We start from the raw sequence: 19,703 nt of genomic DNA, 5'->3' as shown, positions 1-19,703 counted from the left end.
TGGGGGCACGACATCGCCGTCGTGCCCCCAAACTGCATCTAGGAGAACTGAGAGAACACAATGAAAAGAAGAAGCCTTGCGGCACTGACCGCAATGGCGTGTGCGGTGGCGGGCTTGATTCCTATGGGAGGTGCGCTCGCGGCCAGTGCCGATGAGCCACCGGCTCCCACCCGCACGATCACGTCCGATGGAAACCCGATTATCCGCGATGGTTCGCTGTATACAGCTGATGCGGCGATGCTGGCGGATGATGGAAAGCTCTACGTGTATGCCGGTCAAGATGGAGCCAGCCCAACCTACGGCGGTTTCGATATGTCCGAATATGCCGTTCTTGCCACCGACGCCGTCGCGGGAGGCAAATGGGAGGTCTGGGAAGGCAACCTCAATCCCGGCGAAGTATTTGATTGGGCTACCGGCAATGCCGCTTATGCTGGCCAAACCGTCAAGGGGATCGACGGGCGCTACTACTGGTACGTTCCGATCGAGAACAAAGATGCCTCATTGCCAAACCGTATGTCTATTGGCGTTGCAGTCTCTGATAATCCTGTGGGTCCGTGGAGCGACGCCATCGGGGAACCTCTTGTGACGTGGAGAGATGTGTTCGGTACGTCTACGAGTGGCCAAGAAGTCATCGATCCTCACGTGATGATCGACGACGACGGCACGGTATATCTGTATTGGGGCTCGTGGTACACAGCACGAGTGGTGGAACTCGAGCAGGACATGGTGACGTTAAAGGGCGATATCCAGCAGATGACAGGGCTGACGAACTTCTTTGAGGCACCATGGGTGACGAAGAAGGATGGCCTCTACTACCTTCTCTATGACTGGAAGAGTGGTGGATCCGACTGCACTCCATCGAATTACCAAGCGTGTATCGCTTATGCGACTTCGAGTTCACCAAAGGGGCCGTGGCAGTATCAGGGAGTAATTGTTGGCGGAACGTCGGCCACTACGATGCACCCTGCTCTTGTTGAGTTTGACGGCGAATGGTACGTCAGCTATCAAACGAAAGATGCCGAAGGTGGTGGGCATTTCCGCAGATCGGTTGCGATTGACAAGGTGGAGTGGGACGGATCCAAGATTCTGCCTGTGACCCCGACCCGGGCTGACGACCCGGCGTGGCGGCTGACGAACAATGTGGCGCCGGAAGCATCGGTTTCGGCCTCATTCACGGAACAACCTCCGATGCGGTTGGCTGCCCTGAATGACGGGCGGGCGCCTGCCGCGTTGCTTCCGCCGGATCAGTGGGGCAATTACCGCGGTACAACCAACACGGTGGCACGTGACTGGGTCATGTATGAGTGGGATGAACCGGTAGCTATCGACTCCATGGGACTGATGTTCCATCAGGATTCGAACTGGATTAGGCCGCCGGAGTCATGGGGCCTCCAATACCTGGGGACTGATGGAAACTGGCACGACGTCGCCACAAAGACGACGCCCACTAACACCAACACATGGTTACATGTGGACCTAGCAGAACCTGTGGTTGCAAGTGCCCTGCGGATGACCCTTGAGGGAAGGGCAGAGGGAGCTTACTACCATTCTGTTTCTATATCTGAATGGGAAGTATATGCAGTAGACGATGCGGTTCCTGCACTTACCCAAGTGTCAACGTCCATAGGTGTGGCGCCAGCGCTACCAGCTGCAGTACGGCTGACGTCTGCCTCTGGTTCCGTGTGGGCACCGGTTAATTGGCGGAGCGTCGATCCCGCCAGCTATGCCCAGGCCGGCGAGTTTACCGTAGAAGGTCGTGTGCTTGGATATGCCTCCGAGTATGTACATCTTCCGGTGGTTGTCTCTACGAACGGCTCCACAGAACCTAGCGAAGATACTAGTGCACCCGTGGCAAACATCGCTCTGGTGGGTTCGCACGGCGCAGATGATTGGTATTCCTCTAGCGTGACGGCGCAAGTCCGCGGCGACGACGACGCCGATTACGGCCTTACTATCTCCGCGAAGCTGGACGAGGGTGCGTGGACTACTGAGAGCAACGTGCGAAAGGTGGAGATCGCCGTCGACACAGAGGGTGAACACACCGTCTCAGGAAAAGCCGCAGACAAGGCAGGCAACGAGAGTGAGATGGTGACTCGTACGTTCAAGATCGACTCAACAGCTCCCGTGGTTACAACTGACCTGCAGGATCGGTCAGTAATCGTTGAGGCAACTGATGCATTATCCGGGATCAGCAGTTTCAGGTACAGGTTTGGCGCGGGTGCATGGGTATCCGGTTCATTGAACGAACCAATCTTGCCACCGGACGGGCTACCCAACACGCTCTACTTCAGCGTCACGGACAAAGCCGGGAATGCAGCAACAGGTAGCGTGGCGGTACCTCTAGACCCAACCGCCGAGCTCAGTGGAAACATCGCGCCGCTTGCGACTGCCTCGGCTTCCTACACGGCTGGGTGGAACAGCGTGACCGGACTCAATGACGGCACGCTTGAGCCGTTGGTACTTAGCGACTCCGGCCGAGGAGCTGAATGGGGTACGTGGCCGAAGGTCGGTGAGATAACTGCTCAGCTCACGTGGGACTTCGAGGTCTCGGTGGGAACTGTGGGGATCTGGTGGTTTGCCGATTCCCAAGACTCTGACAATGCGGGAATGATTCCTCCCAAATCGTGGGTGTTGCAGTACCTCGACGGTAATGATTGGAAGGATGTGAAACTCACTTCGGGCGACTACGGCCGAGTTCGGGATGAGTTCAACACTGTTGAATTTGAGGCAGTGAAGACCACCGCGCTGCGCATGGTGATGCAGTCATGGGGTTCTCAGGAGGCCGGAGGATCTCCGGGAATTTGGGAATGGCACGTGTTGTCGGGTGAGCCTGAGCCGACGCCGACGACGGAACCAACAATTGAGCCGACGCCGACGACGGAACCAACAATTGAGCCGACGACGGAACCGACTGCTGGGCCGTCTGGTGTGGTTCCTGTGGTGGATGGTTCTGTGGGTGTGAATGTGTTTTTCCAGGATTCGTTGGTTCGGACTGTGACGGAGTTTGCCGCGAAGATTGCCTCTGCTGATGAGGTGTTGTCGGGTGATTTTGATGGGGATGGGGTAGATACTCTGGTTCTTCGTACTGGTCGCACGTATACGTTCTTGGATGCGAACCGGTCGGGTGCGTCCAGTTATTCGATTGTGTATGGTCCGGCGGGCAGCATCCCTGTTGTGGGTGACTTTAATGGGGATGGGTCTGATGATGTGGCGGTCAAGGCTGCCTCGTCGAACAGGTTCTATGTGCGCTTCAGCGTGGATGGTCGTGTGCGTGGTGGGTCTGCTGATCTGAGTGTGGCCTACGGCAAGGCGTCTGATACTCCGCTTGCCGGTGATTGGGATGGTGATGGTGTTGCAGGCCTGGGTGTGCAGCGTGGGTCGCGGTTCTTGGTGAAGCAGGTTGCTTGTGGTGGGTCTGCTGATGTGGTGTTTACGTTTGGTCGGGTGTCGGATCGTGCGGTTGTGGGTGATTTTGATGGTGATGGGGCTGATTCGGTTTCGGTTGTTCGTGGGACGCGTGTGTTTGTGAATGATCGGTTGGCTGGTGGGTCTCGTCCAGGCTTTGTGTTTGGGCGTTCTTCTGATCAGCTTGTTGCTGGTGACTGGTTTGGTTCTGGTAGTGACACGTTAGCCGCCTACCGCAAGTAACTCCCATGTATGCCAGTAACACAGGTTCTACGTAGCTGATACGCCTAGTGTGATGCGCCGTGGCAACCAATAAGTGAGGGGATGCTCGGGACAATCCGTCCCGAGCATCCCCTCACAGCGTGTTGGGCCTCTACACCAAGCGTCACTCCTGAGTTCGCCGGAGTGTACTTCAGGAACCTAAGGAATGCGCCTATGACATTCTCATATGCGCGCCTTCGAGCAAGCAGCGGTTATAGATGATCAGTCAAGTGCTACTTGTTATGCGATACTGGCTCGCTCAACCCGTCTCTGCCTAAGGCAGAGCTACGGTACTGATCGTCTTCGCAGATTGTTGTGATCTGCTCTTTCACATAGTGAGCCACCAGAAGCACGACGAAAGCACCGATGGCAGTCACAAGGAGTGTTGTTGAACGGTTCGTATAGTTCAGAATGAATGCCGATGTCTCTTCGCTTGGTGGGAGACTGCTGAGAAAACTGTTGGCGTTGGAGAGGGAGTTTATTGAGCCAATCAACATTCCAAGAAAGACGACTAGCGTAATCCTCTCAATTGCAGCCATCGTTCGGCTAATGATATCTGCCAAGTTCGCCTGTTTCCTCAACATGTTCGATCAACTCACTATCTCGTGTTATTGGTGAATGCTATGGCACTGTTCACCAAGATAGACACCGTTTGAGAAGAGCCGAGCACACTGTACCCCTGCTCGTGCTGTAAAGGGAGCGGCAGAGTTGTACATCAACTTGGCCGAGCTACAACCTTTGTATGTGCTTGAGTAGCTTGAACTGTAGATCTTCGAGCCGCTGCGGTTCTGATAGACAACCTGATAGTTACACACTGAGGTGCTTGTTGACGCAAAGTAGACCTTTTCGCTGGTCACTCGGAGCCCTGATCCATTGATCTCATGGGTGAGCAGGATACGAGGAATACCAATTGGGACTCCACCAACCGAGATGGTAAATCGGCCAATAGACTGAGTTCCCGATGCATTGAGGGGTTGAATCATTCCTGCCTGTGGGCTGCCCGCGGCGGGAACATAGTCAAATCGAGTTGGATCTATTGACTGGGTTGTGCCGCCATAGATAACACCAACGGATCCGCTACCGGAAGCGACGTCGGACGTCTCATTGTCGGAGGCGAACGCCGGCCCGCCACTGAGAGCTGCTGTCAAGAATAAGGACGCAGCGCCTATTGCTATCTTTCTTCCAACTTTCATGGCGGAACCTCCAGAACTCATAGTGGATACGAGGTATCGTCCTTGAACTGCACTCTGATTCGATCGTAACATCTCAAATACGTGTTCCTGACGGCCTCGTAGCGCGAGCCTCCCAGAAGAATGGGCTTGATGATCAGCCATAATGCGATAGTGGGAGAAGTGGAATCTCTTAAGAACTGATGGATACGTCGTCATTTCCCGCCCCGCCTTCGGTTTCGCGCGTGGGTGAGCAGGATACGTGGAGTGTCAGTTTCGTGCGATTGTACCCATGCTTGGCTTTTGCTTACCCCTCAAGCGAGTACACGAAGCCGGTTGCTCCTGTCGATACGGCTGCCATTCCGGTTTCCACAGCTTGTTCTGCGTAGCGGGCAGCGTTTGTGAAGGTGGGAAGCTGATCGGCGAATACTACGCGGTCTTGGGCGCCGGGCCATACAACTGCCGTTACATTGTTGGTTGGCTCAGCCAGTTGCGTGCCGAGCATAAGGTAGTCCTGATCCAACCTGGCCGCTGAGGCCAAATCGAACTCTCCCGCCACTTCCGGACCCACTCCCACGATGACGTTGAAGATCCCTGACTCAGTATCATCGATAGATGACTGCGCATCCATTATGGTCACAGTGCTGTTGTGAGAACGCGCAAAGGTCTGAAGCGCCTGAACCACAGCGTCCGCCTCGGATCCATTCTGAGCGACGACGCCGATACTCCACCCACTCACGTTCGCATCGCTCGGCAGGTCGGACGTTATTACTGAACCGGGAGAGTATTGCGCTGCCTGGGGTGTGGAGGTAGCCGCCGATTCGGAGTTGTCAGCGGAGTTCTGTGGTTCTGTGATGCTGGCAGGACTACGGTTCGCTGAGCCATCGGTCGAGTTCGACTGAATAGAATGCTGCCCGGGCGAGTTGGACCCGGCAGATTCTGGCTCGGCTGAGCATGCCCCCAACAACAGGACCAGAAAAAGGCTGCCTGCCACGGCGAGTATGCGACGCATGGAGTATCCCTTCTCGGTACGGTGCCTCGGCAGTGGTGCCGGGGGCATCGTAACGGCAATGCTGCGCGATGGCGCTAAATCGTGGGCCTAAGCATCCTTACGGCCATGCCTAAAGCCAATCAGCACCGAACCGCCCAGCAGGAGCAGCACACTTGCAGCCACGAACATTGCGGTTGCGGAATCTCCGGTATCGGAGAGCTTTCCGTCGGCTGTCACCTTTGAGGCATCCGTGGCCGGCATGGTGGGTTGCGTGGTTGACGCGGCGCGTGCGTGGACTGCGACTGCCCGGACCGCCTCAGCGGTGTTCCCGGCTGAGTCGTGGACGCGGTAGGTCAAGGTGTACTCGTCCGGCGTCGTCGTATCAACCGATCCGCGGATCGTGACTGAACCTGCGAGGTCGCCGTCGACGTCGTCGTTGGCCGAAATACCTAACATCGGGTCGAATGAATCGCCCTCAGTAATGACGGAGTTTTCCGGAACGGTTAGTGTTGGAGCCGTGACATCCTCACGTTTGAGGGTCACCTTGTCCACCACGCTGTTCACGGGCTTCTTGTCGCCGAACGCCTGAGAGCGGAGTGTCCGGATGGTGATGGATGTATCGGTTACTTCGATACTGGTGTAGTTGCGAACCTTCTCTTGGTTGATGACTGAGCCATACCAAGCAGATGGATCTTTGACCTCGTAGTACTTCGAACCAGATGCGGAGTTAGCGGTGATGTAGAGGACCTCACCCTTCCCCGCGGTAACTTCGCTCTGGCCTGGAACTTCGGAGGCGTCAGCGAGCTTGCCATCCTTGATGAGGTAGGTACGCGTGTAACTGTGGTCATGCCCTTGAAGCACAAGATCGAATCCCAGATCGGAGATGGTTTCTGGAAGGGTAGCGCGCAAATCCTTGACCTGATCACTGGACACATGGGAAGCGACGGAGTAGATCGAGTGGTGGAAGGCGAGTACTTTCCATGTGGCATCCGCGCCGTGTTCTTTCACAACGTTGGTCATGAAGTCGATGTGCGAGGCGTAATCACTGCTGTTTGAGTTAAGCACTACGTAAAGAACATCTTTGTACTCGAACCAGTAATCCCCACCGGAAGCGGTCGAAGAACTCATCTTTCCTGCTTCGGGGTCAAGATTTGGCACGGTGTAGTGCTGCTCAAAAGCTTTCGAACCTACGTCGTGGTTTCCGGTGACCGGAACCGAAGGAAGGTTGGCCATCGCTGAAGGAGAGAGGTAGGTGGCGTATTCGGCTTCATTCGAGGCTGTGTTCACCTGATCGCCTGATGAGAAGATGAGTTCGGAGTCAGGGTAGGTCTCCAACGCCACGTCAATCGTGTCATTCCAACCGGCCTCATCGGAGGTCAGGTTGCCGGAAGCTCCCACCTGAGGATCACCGAAGAACAGGAAGCTATAGTCTCCCGTGAAGCTTCGCGTAGTGATCCTGTGGATATCGGACCAGCCGCCTTCCTCTGATCCCACTCGATACACGTAGGTTGAGTTCTCTGCGAGATTCTCAACTGTGGCGCGGCGGTTGTATTCGCCACTTGTGGTCTCCTCACCGGTGGCCGCCACAGTGGTGGTCTGCCCAGCCGGGAACGATATGCCAGAGATAGCTGGCGCGTATTGGAGTACCTGCTCGGTGTCCACCTTGGTGTACCACGTGAAGTTCCTGCTGGATTCGTCCGAGCCGATCGTCTGGACTAGATCTGTGTAGTTGTCCGAATAACGCCACACGGTATTCGAGGCGCCGATGAGAGAATCCGTCACAGGCTCGGCTTCCGCTGCCACAACGCTGGTGGCAGCGAAGCTGCTGGCGAGCAGCGATACGACGATGCCACGCCGGAGCGCAGCAGATAATGCTAGAGGCAAGGACATGTGTGAGTCAGCTCCAGATGCGCTTTAGGGGTGGACACGTCTAGCTGGGGGTGGAGGGTGACGGTGGTCGGAACTGTACCGAAAGCCGAGCTGAACAACGAGCCTTCTCAGTTCCGACCATCGAAGGATTGGGCGGAAACTACCGGATGTTTCTTAGAGTCTTGCACACATCATATGACGATATGGCCCTGATCACATTGCCTCGGCGTACCGCGGGGGAGCGCATGACGCCCGCTCAATGAGGGTGGTCGCCAGCTGGAATGTGTGAGTGTGGAGCCGTGTACCTTCGCGCAGACTCTGGATAGTTGATACTGCGACCCGGCCCATCGATGCCAAAGGTTGGCCGACCGTTGTGAGAGCGGGAGTGACCAGTTCGGAACCGGGCGAGTTATCGAAACCGACAATTGAAATGTCGCGAGGGACCTTCTTCCCCCGCGTCTCCAGTGCCCGGATGGCGCCGAGCGCCATGCGGTCGCTGAGCGCGAAGATGGCTGTGGGTGGGGAGGCGAGATCCAGCAACTTCTCGGCAGCGTCAAATCCCGACCCAAACGTGTAGGAGCCCTCAACCACCAATGATTGGTCCCATGAGATGGCATGGTCGTCAAGGGCCGTGCGATAGCCATACAGCCTTTCCACGCCAGGTACGAAGTGTGAAGGTCCAGCAATCACGCCAATTCGCCGGTGTCCAAGTTCGATGAGCATAGTGGTAGCATCGCGGCCTCCCTGCCAGTTCGTGGAGCTGATGCTGATATCACCTTGTTTCTCCATGGAGTAAGGGTCGATCACGATGACAGGCAGGCCACGGCGCCGCGCAACTTCATGGATTGGGCTACCTGACCGCAATACCACGATGACAATCCCAATAGTGCGGCTGGTCAGATGCAGGCGTTCCCATTCGTCCATCGAGGAAACGCTGGTTTCGGCAGTTTCGATGTGTGGAATAACGTCCACACCTTGCTTCTGACCTTCAGCTATCAGTCCACGAAGGACTTCCACGCCATAGTAAGGGTCCATTGCATCAATGAGAACGTTGATGACCGAGCGCTCGAGAATTGAGTTTGATGCGATTCTCGTGCCGTACCCCAGTGTGCGGGCAGCTCTGAGAACCCTGTCGCGGGTGTCTTCAGCCACGTCGCCGCGGCTGTTGAGCGCCTTTGATGCTGTTGCGTTTGAGACTCCCGCCTGGCGGGCCACATCTCTCAAGGTTACCTTCACACTTCTCCTCATCGAAAAGGTTTCGAAGGAAACGTAACACGATACGGTCGCAAATAGTCCGAAATCTGCCGAACTCATCGGGGAGCTGCGCTGGAGAATCAAGGATTCCAGCCTCACGCGAAGAAGTGGTCTGTGGAGCTCCCAAGAAACAGCTTGACAGCCAAAGCCTTTGGTCCTAACATCCTCGGGCCTTAGCGGCTTCGCTTCCGAAAATGTTGCGACGCAGGCCAGAGGCAAACGACCAACGACGATGTTGATCGGGTCTTCATTGGAGAAGACAGAGCAAGGAGGTCTGAGTAGGACAATGACAACGCCACAGATGAAATCATTCTATTTTTCGGCTCCACAGACTATGGAAGTCTTGGACGTCGATATCCCTAATCCGGGATACGGCGAGGTGAAGGTGAAAGTTGCCTATGCTTCGCTGTGCGCTACTGACGTGCATCAAGTGACGCAGGGTGTGCTTGGCGCAAAGCCGCCCATGGCACTTGGCCACGAAACGGCGGGAACCGTCGTGGGATTGGGTGAAGGTACTGAGAAGAGCGGTTTGTCACTTGGCGACAAGGTCACGGCTTTTCCTGTCTCCGTGTGTGGGCAATGCACGCGCTGTCAAGAGGGGCAGCAGCAATACTGCGTCAATGCGGCACCCTTTGGAGGTTTCAGCGAGTACTACGTCACCAGTGCAAGTAGCGTCTATCGTCTGCCAGCAGACGCAGACCTTCGCCACTTCACCATCGTGGAACCAACGGTATGTGCTGTCCGGGCACTTGACCTAGCTCCGATTCAGCCAGGCCAGACTGTAGCCATTTCCGGGACTGGAGGAATCGGGGCCATTCTGCTGAACCTTATCCTTCTCTCCGGTGGAGCGAAGGTTACAGTCATCGAGCCAGTGCAGGCCAAACGCGAAGCAGCCCTAGCGATGGGCGCAACTCACACCATCGATCCCTTCACGCAGGACGTGGAAACTGAGGCAACGCGCATTACGGGTGGCAAGGGCTTCGACGTCGTCTTTGAAGCCTCAGGTAATCCAAAGGCTGCGGAACCGGCGTTGGCCATTACAGGCAAGTGTGGCAGGACCGTGTACTTTGCCGTTTTTCCGCCGACGTACGCGATGCCGCTCAATCTCTACGATCTTTACAGCCGGGAAGGCTCAATCCTCACTGTCTTCACAAGCCCATCACTCTTCCCGCGCGCAATAGACCTGCTTCCCAGACTCGATTTCGATCGACTTCTGGGGCCCACGGTGCCGTTGACCAAGGCGCTACAAGCTGTGGAGATGTTCCATTCGGGCCAGTACCCAAAGATCATCTTGGACTGCACAAAGTAACCCATCGAGAGTCAAGGAGGACAACACGATGACAACAACAACGCAAGATATAGCCGTGCGAACGCAAGAGCTTGAGGAACAGGCCTTTGAGCTGCGCGAAAAGCTCATCCAACTGTGCGGCACCTACGAAGGCGCCGTTCACATTGGCGGAGACCTTTCAGCTGCCGACATATTCACGGTGCTCTACGAGTATGCGATGAACTTGGATCCGGACGATATCTCAATGCCAGAGCGGGACAGGTTTGTTCTGAGCAAGGGTCATGCAGCTGTGTGCATGTACATTGCAATGGCAATTAGAGGCTTCTTCGATTACGAGGAAATCGTTCGCACGTACGGCCAACTCGACAGCGCATTCGGAATGCACCCGTGCAAGGTGCAACTTCCAGGTGTTGAATGCTCCACGGGCTCACTTGGACACGGTCTGGGACTCGCGGTGGGCATGGCCACGTGGGCGCGCCAGCAGGGGAGGAGCCATCGTGTATTCACACTCGTCGGCGACGGTGAGTCAATTGAGGGCAGTATCTGGGAAGCGGCAATAGCTGGCGTGAGCCAGAGGCTCGGAAACCTCGTTGTGCTCGTCGATCGTAATCGCCAGTTCATGACATCGATGTCAGAAGAGCGCATCATCCTTGAGCCGTACGCGGACAAGTGGCGCGCATTTGGCTGGAATGTGGTCGAGGTTGATGGCCACAACATGGCTGAGCTTGTCACGGCTATGGACAACCTTCCGAGTGTCGATTCAAACGTCCCGACGGCGATCATCTGCCGCACCGTTAAGGGCAAGGGCGTCGATTTCATGGAAGCTGAAATTGGTTGGCACGCGGGTTCAGTCAACGCACAGGACCTCGAGCGCGCGCTCGCGTCACTGAAGGAATCACGAAAGGCAGCGGTGAAGTAATGCCAGTAACGTTCAATTTCAAGGACATGTTGTCCGCTCGCTCAGTCATGGGTGACACGCTTGATGAGCTTGGTTCCCAATATGACAACGTGTGGGCGCTGACTCCTGACATTGGTCAGTCCCTCAATGAGTTCAAGGCCCATCATCCCGATAGATTCGTCGACGTCGGCATAGCGGAACAGAACTGCATCACGCTGGCAGCAGGACTCGCATATGAGGGGGCCCGTCCGTTCGTCGTGGGGATGGGTATGTTCCTGACGATGCGAGCCTTTGAGCAATGCCGCACAGATGTGGGGTATCCCAATCTTCCCGTAACCATCATCGCCACCCACGCGGGAATGGTTTCGGAAGGCGGGGCAACTCACTACATGATCGAGGACGTTGCGCTGATGACGTCGATCGTCAACATGACAGTTGTTGCGATCAGTGATCCTGCCATGATCGGGGAAGTCCTGCGCCAAGCGATAGATCTGCGTGGCCCGCTTTACGTTCGAGTGTCACAAGGCAAGGCTGATCAGGTCCTTTATGAACCTGGTTCGCAGAGCTATCCCTTCGGAGGATCGATTGAAGCGCGATCTGGAGATGACGCAACGATTCTCACCTATGGTGTTCTGGTGGGCCAGGCACTTGAGGCAGCCGAAATCCTCGCGGCTGGGGGAGTCTCTGTTCGAGTGATTGACATGTACTCGCTCAAACCTGTGGATCAGTCCGCAATCCTTCGTGCTGCCACTGAGACGAAGAAGATTCTGGTGCTTGAGGATCACCTCAAGCATGGCGGCCTAGCAAGTATCGCGGCCGATACTCTCGTGGACCACGGCGTGAGCGTGGATGGTTTCCGCAGGCTCGGGGTCCCTCAGGTCTATGCCGGATTTGGCAAGCCCGATGAGTTGCGAGAGAAGCATGGATTCGGACTCGATGCGACCGTTGCCGCAGTTCGCAACTTAGTCGGATAAGCGCATGTTCTCTGTGGTGGTGGCCATCTAGCCATGGCCGCCACCACAGAGACTGGAATAGATAAAAGGAGTCAATGGTGACTGCTATTACCGAAGAACATACGAAACAGAACGAAGATGTTCAGTTTTCCATCCCGCAGCGGATCGGATACGCTGCCGGAGATTTTGCAAACAACATGAGTTGGGCCCTTGTAAGTGGCTACCTCATGTACTTCCTGACCGACGTTGCGTTACTCAACGCGACGGCCGTGGGTTTCATGCTCATGGTTCCCAAGCTATTTGATGCCGTGGTTGACCCGTTCATTGGTGATCTGGCCGACCGTACTGAGACTCGGTGGGGCCGATACCGCCCCTACATCCTCTTCGCATGCATCCCTATGCTCATTCTGAACATTCTGACGTTCTCCACTTTCCTGAGTTGGAGCGAAGGTGGGCGATTCGCGTGGGCGAGCGTCACCTACGTTCTCCTCGTGGTGGCGTACTCCCTCGTTAACATCCCATACAGTGCTATGCCGGCAGTGCTTACTCGGAACACCGAAGCTCGGTCGAGTTTGTCGTCCTATCGCATGACTGCTGCCTTCCTTTCCGCAACCCTTCTGGCGTTCTTCCTGCTGCGAATTGTTGATTGGGTTGGTGGAGGAGATGCTGCCGCAGGCTACCAGCGCGCAGCGATCATCTTCTCGTTGCTCGCACTGCCGTTCTACATTTGGTGCTTCGCCGCCAACAAAGAGGTAGTCAAGATTCCACATGTGAAGGTCTCTTACCGCAACCTGTTTGGCACGTTGGTGGGCAACGGGCCGGTATGGACCTTGGCTGGTGCGTTCTTCTGCTGGGGAATCCTCTTGGGTGCAACATCCATGCGCCTCTACTACTTCCGGTACAACGCTGATAACGAGCTGCTCTTTGCCAATAACACCACGATCCAGTCCGCACTCAGCATGGTGGGCGCAATTTCCATCACGTGGCTGGTGTTCAAGGTTCGCAATAAGAGCACACTCCCGCAGATCGGCTTCGTGGTGGCAGGGTTGGCATCTATCGCGTGCTTCTTTATTCCGATTCAGACGGACACGGGTGTTGTTCTCTACTACGCGATGAGTGTGCTCTTTGGAATTGGGCAGGGAATGATTCTGGCCAGCCTGTTTGGGATGGTGCCGGACACTACTGAGTACACGATCTGGCGCTACAGGATCTTGGCCGCCGGTTTCGTCTCTGCGTTTATTACCTTTGCAATGAAGGTTGGCACCGCGATTTCTACTGCTGGGGCGGGGTGGGTTCTGGGATGGATCGGATACGTACCCAATGAGCAGCAAAACGATACGACCTTGTTCTGGATCAACTTCTTCTGCCACGTCTTCATCGGCTCGCTCTGCCTAGTGGGAGCAATCTGCCTTCGGTTCTATCGCCTAGATAAGAAGTCGTACGCGAACATGGTCGCAGACATTTCGGCTAGGGGAGATGACCAGGTTGTCGAAAAGATGTGACCAATTAACGTCAGGGAATCACGAGGAGTCATTATGAAAGCAGTTGCAATAACCAAGATGGGAAAGCTCAATCACCAGGATCCTTCCTTGCGGGGAAGAATCGAAGTGATTGATATTCCCGAGCAGCAGGTGGGCGTCACTGACGTCAAGATTCGCGTGGCCTATGCTGCCATTTGTGGATCAGACCCTCACCTAGCCGAAGGTGCCTTCAGCTGGGACGTTCCGCAGCTGCTCGGTCACGAGATGTCAGGTGTGGTTGAGGAAGTTGGGGAAGAAGCGAAAGCTGCCGGAATCGCTGTTGGCGACCGCGTTGCGTGTAACTTCCTGTGGTTGTGCGGCGCGTGCGATGAGTGCCGGGCCGGCCGCCAGCAGTTCTGTTCTGCCCCCTTCCAATACCAACGCCCTGCGATGGCGGAGTACGTGGTGTGGCACTACGGTCAGGTCTATAAGCTCCCTAGCGATGTGAGCCTCCTCAAGGGTTGCTTGCTTGAACCGGTATCAGTAGGTGTTCGCGCGCTCGACAAACTGAGCATGCGCATCGGCGATACGGCACTTGTGTGCGGCGGAGGGCCCATTGGTCAGATTGCCACGCAGCTACTTGCCCGCGGCGGCGCAACAAAGCTGACCATGATCGAACCGATCGCCGAACGGCGTGAGCTGGCGCTTGCCATGGGAGCCAGGTACGTCATTGATCCTGTCACTGAGAACGTTGAAGAACGAGTTATGGAGATCACCGGGGGAGTTGGATTTGAAAAGGTTCTCGATGCTTCCGGTTCAACGAAGGCCGTGCCAACTTTGCCACCTTTGACGGCAAAGGGCGGAACACTCATTTTCGGTGCAATGTACCCGAACGAATATGAGATGCCTTTGAACATCGCCAAGTGGTGCTACTTCCATGAGCTGACGATCTCAGGGTTGTTCATTTCGCCTTACTCATTCCCGCGTGCGCTTCAGCTCCTGCCGGAACTAGACTTGGAGCCGTTTACTCAAAAGGTTGTTCCACTCAACGATGCGACTGAGGCTTTCGAGGTTCACTTGAGCGGCCAGTATCCGAAGGTCATCATCAAATGCAACTCTTTTGAGGAGTAGCAAACTAGCCGGGTGATCTGAAAGTTCGACCCGCGAGCAAAGGTGGGAGCCACGCAGTAACTCTGTGTGGCTCCCACCTTTGCTGTGCGGTCAGCACATCATGAGGCGTTCGGCTTCACGCGCCTATGCCATAAAGGCTTCTACCTGGCTACGTGTGGGCATGGCATCCTGTGCGCCCTTCCGCGTAGTGGAAAGGGACCCAGCGATACCAGCTAAGCTGACCGATTCGCGTGGATCAGTGCCGGCAGCGATGCACGCGGCGAGCACGCCAACAAACGTATCGCCAGCTCCCGTGCCATCAACTACCTCGACATCCGGAACTTCGAGATCAAGTGTGGAGATCGCGCCATCGATGTACAGTGCTGCCACGCACCCTTCCGCCCCCAGCGTCACGATCGTGGAGCACTGGTAGGCCGCCGAAAGCTCGGCAATCCGCTCCGTCAGCTCAGATCTACTGGAGAACTCGCCACCGATGTTGGGCACAATCTCACGTTCATTCACCACGAATACGTCGACGACGGCGAGAAGGTCACGCACATCGTCTGCTGGCGCGGCGTTGAGGATAGTGGTCATTCCGAGCTCGTGGCCGGCATTCAATGCCTCAGCAACTGTTTCACGTGGAATCTCGAGTTGGCACACCAGGACATCGTTGGGTCCGCAACCGGCATCCGTGAGTTCAGCAACATCTGAGCTACCCATACTCGAGTTGGCGCCGGAAACCACCACGATCGAGTTGTTCCCCTCGCGATCCACTGTGATAAGTGCCGTGCCAGTGGGCAATGAATCGGAGATTCGAACGTAGCGACGATTGACGCCGTCGTCGTCCAGGTTTGAAAGCAGACTCAGGCCAGCGGAATCTTTGCCTACGCGGCCAAAAAAGGAAACGTCGGCCCCAAAACGGGCAGCAGCGATCGCCTGATTAGATCCCTTTCCTCCTGGATAGAAGGAAACGGCGGATCCATGAACGGTCTCACCGGCCCTGGGGGCTCGGTCACAGGTGACAATCACGTCGTGATTGATAGAACCAAGTACGGCGACTTCTCCCATGTCAACTCCAGTCGTAAGGATTGCTACCTCCATGCTATAAGGCCGGGGAGCAGGTAAAACGCCAAGAAAGGAAATGGGTTGGGTCCAGAGCTTGACAACTCTGGACCCAACCCATCTCAACTAGTCAGGAGAAACTAGGTTATCTATGTCAAACAGCTGGGCTGGCTGACACCTTGGCGGATCCGGATTCGGCGGACTCCGACTCGGATAGTGGTAACGCTGTGGAGGAGGCGTCTGGAGGAGTGCCCCCGGCCGCTACATCCCGAGACTTGCGTTTGAATAGACCACCGCGGTTGCCGCTGACTGTGATCGCGCGCTGCAGGAGCACGAAGATCAGCAGGATAGCTCCCGTGATGATTGTGGTTGCTGCCGCTGGCACGTTGCCATCGCGGTTGATAAGGAGGTTGAGCGTTCCGAGCACGAACACACCGACTGCCGAACCAAGCACGTAACCGGCGCCGCCCGTGAGCAGCGTTCCACCGATCACTGTGGCAGCGATGGCATCGAGTTCCCAACCAGTACCCACGACGTTTGAGGCATTACCGATACGCGATGCGTACACCAAGCCGGCCAAGCCAGCGAGTGTGCCGGAAATGACGTACACCATGAGCTTTGCTCTGCCTGTGGGTAGGCCCATCAGCGATGCCGAGTTCTCCGAGCCGCCAATCGCGTAGACAGTGCGGCCAAAACGGGTGCGGTGAAGAATGATGAATCCAATGATGAGCACAACGATCGCGATGATGACGTTGAGCGAGATCTTGAAGTCCATGTTCTTCGGGCCGTCATACAGGATGACTTCAGTGGAGAGGCTCTTCATTGGCGAACCGTCAGGAATGCGTACGGGTTCGGTTGAGAGCATTGAGGCTAGACCACGTGCCAAGAACATTGTTGACAGCGTTGCAATAAATGGCTGGACATTGAAATATCTGACGAGGACGCCGGAGATCAGACCGAAGCCTGTTCCCATGAGCACCATGAGCACCATGACTAGGTAGGTGTTCCAGCCTGCTCCAACCAGCATGACGCCGGCGACCGAAGAGAAAGCGACGATGGCACCAACGGAGAGGTCGATTCCACCAGTGAGAATCGTGAACGTGAGGCCGACGGCCAGAATGAGGAGGTACGCGTAGTTCCTCAGCAGACTGGACATCGTGTTAGGAGCGAGGATCTTACCGTAGATGAGATGCCCACCCACGAGGAGAATGACCAGCAGCGCAACGGCTGCGATCGTGGTGTAAGTAGACCGCGCAATCTTCGGGCGCGCCTTCTTCTTGTCAAGACTGACCGAGCTCATGCTGCAACCACCTTTGGAGTCTCTTCTTTCTTTTCAACAACTCGGGATCTGGAGGGCGAAGAGAACCACCCGTGAATACGATCCGACTGTAGGAGGCAGATGCCGATGATGACGATTGCCTTGAAGGCGGGTACAGCTGCGGAGGAGATTCCCAAGTAGACGACCGTCTGATCCAGCGCCGTGATGACGAATGCGCCAAGCACTGTTCCACCTAGGTTGAACTTGCCGCCAGCGAGCGACGTACCTCCGATGACCACTGCCAAGATGGCGTCCATTTCCATCCCTGCACCAGTGCCGGTTGATGCGACTTCCACACGTCCGATGTATGCGACGGTCAGTACACCCGCAACTGCCGCAAGGAGACCGGAAAGGGTATAGACCATGAACTGGATTCGGTTGGAGCGAACACCGGCCATCTCGGCGGCGTCGGCGTTGATACCGACTGCTTCAACGGACATGCCGAGGGCGGTCTTGCGTACCAGAGCGGCCACCAGCAGAAGCACGATGATTGCGACGATGAACCGCAACGGGAAGCCGAGCACAGTGCCTTGAGCGATCTTATTGAAGCCTGAACTTCCGCCTTCAGTATTGCCGCCGCCGGTGATCATGTTCGCAATGCCGCGGCCAGCGAGCATCATGATCAAAGTGGTGATGAAGGGCTGAAGCTTGACTACAGAGACGAGGAATCCGGAGAAGGCGCCACACAGCAGTCCAACTGCCAGAGCGAGGATGAAAGCGATAGCAATTGTTGCCGGGCTGTTCGGGTTTGATGAACCGTGCAAGTACTGCATGGCAACTGCGCCGGCCACCGCCATGATCGATCCGACCGAAAGATCGATACCTGACGTGGCAATGACGAGCGTCATACCGATCGAGATCATGAGGATCGGTGGAGAGAAGATGAAGAGGTCGATAATGGGGCCGGTGAGGCGGCCATTAGAATAACCAATGGTGGCTGTACCGTTCTCCGTGATGTTGATAATCATCAGCACCACGAGGACCATAGCGGCCCAGAACAGTTGGTTCTTCAGCAAGTTCTTCATGCTGCCACACCTCCGGCGGCAATGACGTCAACGATGCTATCGGCTGTCACGCCTGGGCCGTTGACAAGTTCTGCGAGCGGGGCCCGGTCCTTAAGGACGAGGATGCGATCGCTGAGTCGGACAACTTCCTCCATCTCGGAGGAAATGAAGATGATGGTCATACCGGCCTTGGCGAGCTCCAGAACGATCTCCTGAATCTCTGCCTTGGCGCCCACGTCGATTCCGCGGGTGGGTTCGTCAAGAATGAGGATCTCTGGATTCGTTGCGAGCCAGCGAGCCAGAAGGACTTTCTGCTGGTTGCCACCGGAGAGATTCTTGACAAGCTTTTCGGGATCGGCTGGCTTGATGTTCAGCTTCTCAATGTATTCGGCGCACAGAGCATCCTGTTCCTTGCGGGGGATCGGATGTGTCCAGCCTCGAATGGCTTGAAGAGCCAGAATAATGTTCTCGCGAACAGTCAAGTCCCCGACGATGCCTTCGTCGCGGCGGTTCTCTGTGGAGTATGCGAGCTTGTTCTTGAGAGCTACAGCAGGGTTTGAAATCTTGATGTCTGATCCGCTGAGCTTGATATCGCCATCTGTGGCCTTGTCGGCACCATAGATAAGCTTGGCGAGCTCCGTGCGCCCGGAACCGAGAAGTCCAGCGAAGCCAATGATATTGCCCTTGTACATGTCAATACTGATAGGCTTGATCGTGCCGTTCTTTCCAAGTCCGTTCAGCTGAAGGACGGGTTGGCCTTCGTCTTTTGCGTACTTGCGACCGGCGGCATCGTCGAGGTCTGAGAGGGCCTCCATGTCCTTGCCGATCATCTTATTGATGAGGCTCTTGCGGTCAAGTTCTGCGGTCATGTATTCACCGACGAACTGCCCATTTCGCAGTACCGTTAGGCGATCTGTGATCTCGTAGATCTGATCCAAGAAGTGGGAGACGAAGAGGATTGCCACGCCTTCATCGCGCAGGCGACGGATGACGGTGAACAGGCCCTTAACCTCGTTCTCATCGAGGCTGGAGGTCGGTTCGTCAAGAATGAGGACCTTTGCATCTACTACCATGGCGCGGGAAATTGCCACCAACTGCTGCAACGCAATCGAGATGCTCGAAAGGGGAGCTCGCGGGTCAAGATCGAGGTCGAGGCGCGCGAGGGCATCCTTAGCCTCGTCGTTTGTCTTCTTCCAGTTGATGCCGAATGGGCCACGAGCCTCATGGCCAAGCATCACGTTTTCGCCGATTGTCAGGTTTGCACACAGGTTCACTTCCTGGTAAACCGTGGCCACGCCTGCGTTCTGAGCGTCGCTGGTACCGCCGAACTTCACCTGCTCACCCGATACATAAATACTGCCGTTGGCCAGCTTGTTTACGCCAGTCAAGGCTTTGATCAAGGTCGACTTGCCTGCGCCATTCTCGCCCATGAGTGCGTGAACTTCGCCGGGAAAGAGCCGAAAATCGACATCCTGCAAAGCCTTTACACCCGGGAACTCGACCGAGATATGCTCCATCTGGACTATTGGTTCCATTTGAGCCATCTTCTCCCACCAGTACTTTTCCTGTGAGCTACGCCGTTGTACTAGCTCATCTTGCGTGCCACGGCGCGCACATCGTTGCCGCACCATGAATCCTTGCAAAGTCTGGGGCCCACGGCT

General features: G+C 56.0%; 15 protein-coding genes. 6 read left to right on the top strand and 9 right to left on the bottom strand.

Annotated features, from left to right (window positions below):
* Window positions 1-60 precede the first annotated feature (60 nt).
* Window positions 61-3,648, top strand: coding sequence for a family 43 glycosylhydrolase (locus H2O17_RS10125; protein ID WP_182049560.1), 3,588 nt, complete (start codon window positions 61-63; stop codon window positions 3,646-3,648).
* 251 nt (window positions 3,649-3,899) lie between these two features.
* Here H2O17_RS10125 and H2O17_RS10120 read toward each other — a convergent pair whose 3' ends face one another.
* From H2O17_RS10120 to H2O17_RS10100, 5 genes are all read right to left on the bottom strand, one after another.
* Window positions 3,900-4,229: a hypothetical protein gene (locus H2O17_RS10120; RefSeq protein WP_182049559.1), complete on the bottom strand. Its 330-nt coding sequence runs from the start codon at window positions 4,227-4,229 to the stop codon at window positions 3,900-3,902.
* A 45-nt stretch (window positions 4,230-4,274) separates the two neighbouring features.
* A complete protein-coding gene (locus H2O17_RS10115) occupies window positions 4,275-4,859 on the bottom strand; it encodes a hypothetical protein (protein WP_182049558.1) in 585 nt (194 codons plus the stop codon).
* A gap of 283 nt (window positions 4,860-5,142) precedes the next feature.
* The gene (locus H2O17_RS10110; RefSeq protein ID WP_182049557.1) at window positions 5,143-5,847 is read right to left on the bottom strand and encodes a hypothetical protein; all 705 of its coding nucleotides are present in this window, start codon (window positions 5,845-5,847) and stop codon (window positions 5,143-5,145) included.
* 87 nt (window positions 5,848-5,934) lie between these two features.
* On the bottom strand, window positions 5,935-7,716 hold the full coding sequence (locus tag H2O17_RS10105) for an immunoglobulin-like domain-containing protein (protein WP_182049556.1): 1,782 nt from the start codon (window positions 7,714-7,716) through the stop codon (window positions 5,935-5,937).
* 192 nt (window positions 7,717-7,908) lie between these two features.
* A complete protein-coding gene (locus H2O17_RS10100; RefSeq protein WP_182049555.1) occupies window positions 7,909-8,931 on the bottom strand; it encodes a LacI family DNA-binding transcriptional regulator in 1,023 nt (340 codons plus the stop codon).
* 319 nt (window positions 8,932-9,250) lie between these two features.
* On the opposite strand from H2O17_RS10100, the gene H2O17_RS10095 reads away from it, so the two are divergent.
* The 5 genes from H2O17_RS10095 (at window position 9,251) to H2O17_RS10075 (ending at window position 14,679) form a co-directional block, all read left to right on the top strand.
* Window positions 9,251-10,258, top strand: a complete 1,008-nt coding sequence (locus H2O17_RS10095) for an alcohol dehydrogenase catalytic domain-containing protein (RefSeq protein ID WP_182049554.1) — start codon at window positions 9,251-9,253, stop codon at window positions 10,256-10,258.
* A 28-nt stretch (window positions 10,259-10,286) separates the two neighbouring features.
* Window positions 10,287-11,156 (top strand): transketolase, encoded by an 870-nt coding sequence (locus tag H2O17_RS10090; RefSeq protein ID WP_182049553.1) that lies wholly within the window; start codon window positions 10,287-10,289, stop codon window positions 11,154-11,156.
* The gene (locus H2O17_RS10085; RefSeq protein ID WP_182049552.1) at window positions 11,156-12,109 is read left to right on the top strand and encodes a transketolase family protein; all 954 of its coding nucleotides are present in this window, start codon (window positions 11,156-11,158) and stop codon (window positions 12,107-12,109) included. The genes H2O17_RS10090 and H2O17_RS10085 overlap by 1 nt, the downstream gene beginning before the upstream one ends.
* Before the next feature lie 77 nt (window positions 12,110-12,186).
* Window positions 12,187-13,590: an MFS transporter gene (locus H2O17_RS10080; protein WP_182049551.1), complete on the top strand. Its 1,404-nt coding sequence runs from the start codon at window positions 12,187-12,189 to the stop codon at window positions 13,588-13,590.
* A gap of 33 nt (window positions 13,591-13,623) precedes the next feature.
* The gene (locus H2O17_RS10075; protein WP_182049550.1) at window positions 13,624-14,679 is read left to right on the top strand and encodes a zinc-dependent alcohol dehydrogenase; all 1,056 of its coding nucleotides are present in this window, start codon (window positions 13,624-13,626) and stop codon (window positions 14,677-14,679) included.
* 123 nt (window positions 14,680-14,802) lie between these two features.
* Here H2O17_RS10075 and H2O17_RS10070 read toward each other — a convergent pair whose 3' ends face one another.
* The 4 genes from H2O17_RS10070 to H2O17_RS10055 form a co-directional block, all read right to left on the bottom strand.
* The gene (locus tag H2O17_RS10070; RefSeq protein ID WP_182049549.1) at window positions 14,803-15,726 is read right to left on the bottom strand and encodes a ribokinase; all 924 of its coding nucleotides are present in this window, start codon (window positions 15,724-15,726) and stop codon (window positions 14,803-14,805) included.
* Between the two features lie 148 nt (window positions 15,727-15,874).
* A complete protein-coding gene (locus H2O17_RS10065) occupies window positions 15,875-17,020 on the bottom strand; it encodes an ABC transporter permease (protein ID WP_182049548.1) in 1,146 nt (381 codons plus the stop codon).
* Entirely contained in the window at window positions 17,017-18,063 is a 1,047-nt protein-coding gene (locus H2O17_RS10060) for an ABC transporter permease (protein ID WP_182049547.1), read from the bottom strand. The genes H2O17_RS10065 and H2O17_RS10060 overlap by 4 nt, the downstream gene beginning before the upstream one ends.
* Window positions 18,060-19,673, bottom strand: coding sequence for a sugar ABC transporter ATP-binding protein (locus H2O17_RS10055; RefSeq protein WP_220456761.1), 1,614 nt, complete (start codon window positions 19,671-19,673; stop codon window positions 18,060-18,062). Before H2O17_RS10055 ends, H2O17_RS10060 begins: the two co-directional genes overlap by 4 nt.
* Window positions 19,674-19,703: the final 30 nt, after the last annotated feature.

Origin of the sequence: Changpingibacter yushuensis (assembly GCF_014041995.1) — a bacterium.
GTDB lineage: Bacteria > Actinomycetota > Actinomycetes > Actinomycetales > Actinomycetaceae > Changpingibacter > Changpingibacter yushuensis.
The sequence above is the reverse complement of the archived record's forward strand: the minus strand, read 5'-3'. Positions and strand labels throughout refer to the sequence as shown.

What these genes read in the sequence shown, in the direction of transcription:
- H2O17_RS10125 (WP_182049560.1), top strand. Translation starts at nt 61, where the DNA reads ATGAAAAGAAGAAGCCTTGCGGCACTGACCGCAATGGCGTGTGCGGTG.
- H2O17_RS10115 (WP_182049558.1), bottom strand. Translation starts at nt 4,859, where the DNA reads ATGAAAGTTGGAAGAAAGATAGCAATAGGCGCTGCGTCCTTATTCTTG.
- H2O17_RS10110 (WP_182049557.1), bottom strand. Translation starts at nt 5,847, where the DNA reads ATGCGTCGCATACTCGCCGTGGCAGGCAGCCTTTTTCTGGTCCTGTTG.
- H2O17_RS10105 (WP_182049556.1), bottom strand. Translation starts at nt 7,716, where the DNA reads ATGTCCTTGCCTCTAGCATTATCTGCTGCGCTCCGGCGTGGCATCGTC.
- H2O17_RS10095 (WP_182049554.1), top strand. Translation starts at nt 9,251, where the DNA reads ATGAAATCATTCTATTTTTCGGCTCCACAGACTATGGAAGTCTTGGAC.
- H2O17_RS10090 (WP_182049553.1), top strand. Translation starts at nt 10,287, where the DNA reads ATGACAACAACAACGCAAGATATAGCCGTGCGAACGCAAGAGCTTGAG.
- H2O17_RS10085 (WP_182049552.1), top strand. Translation starts at nt 11,156, where the DNA reads ATGCCAGTAACGTTCAATTTCAAGGACATGTTGTCCGCTCGCTCAGTC.
- H2O17_RS10075 (WP_182049550.1), top strand. Translation starts at nt 13,624, where the DNA reads ATGAAAGCAGTTGCAATAACCAAGATGGGAAAGCTCAATCACCAGGAT.
- H2O17_RS10070 (WP_182049549.1), bottom strand. Translation starts at nt 15,726, where the DNA reads ATGGGAGAAGTCGCCGTACTTGGTTCTATCAATCACGACGTGATTGTC.
- H2O17_RS10065 (WP_182049548.1), bottom strand. Translation starts at nt 17,020, where the DNA reads ATGAGCTCGGTCAGTCTTGACAAGAAGAAGGCGCGCCCGAAGATTGCG.
- H2O17_RS10060 (WP_182049547.1), bottom strand. Translation starts at nt 18,063, where the DNA reads ATGAAGAACTTGCTGAAGAACCAACTGTTCTGGGCCGCTATGGTCCTC.
- H2O17_RS10055 (WP_220456761.1), bottom strand. Translation starts at nt 19,673, where the DNA reads ATGGTGCGGCAACGATGTGCGCGCCGTGGCACGCAAGATGAGCTAGTA.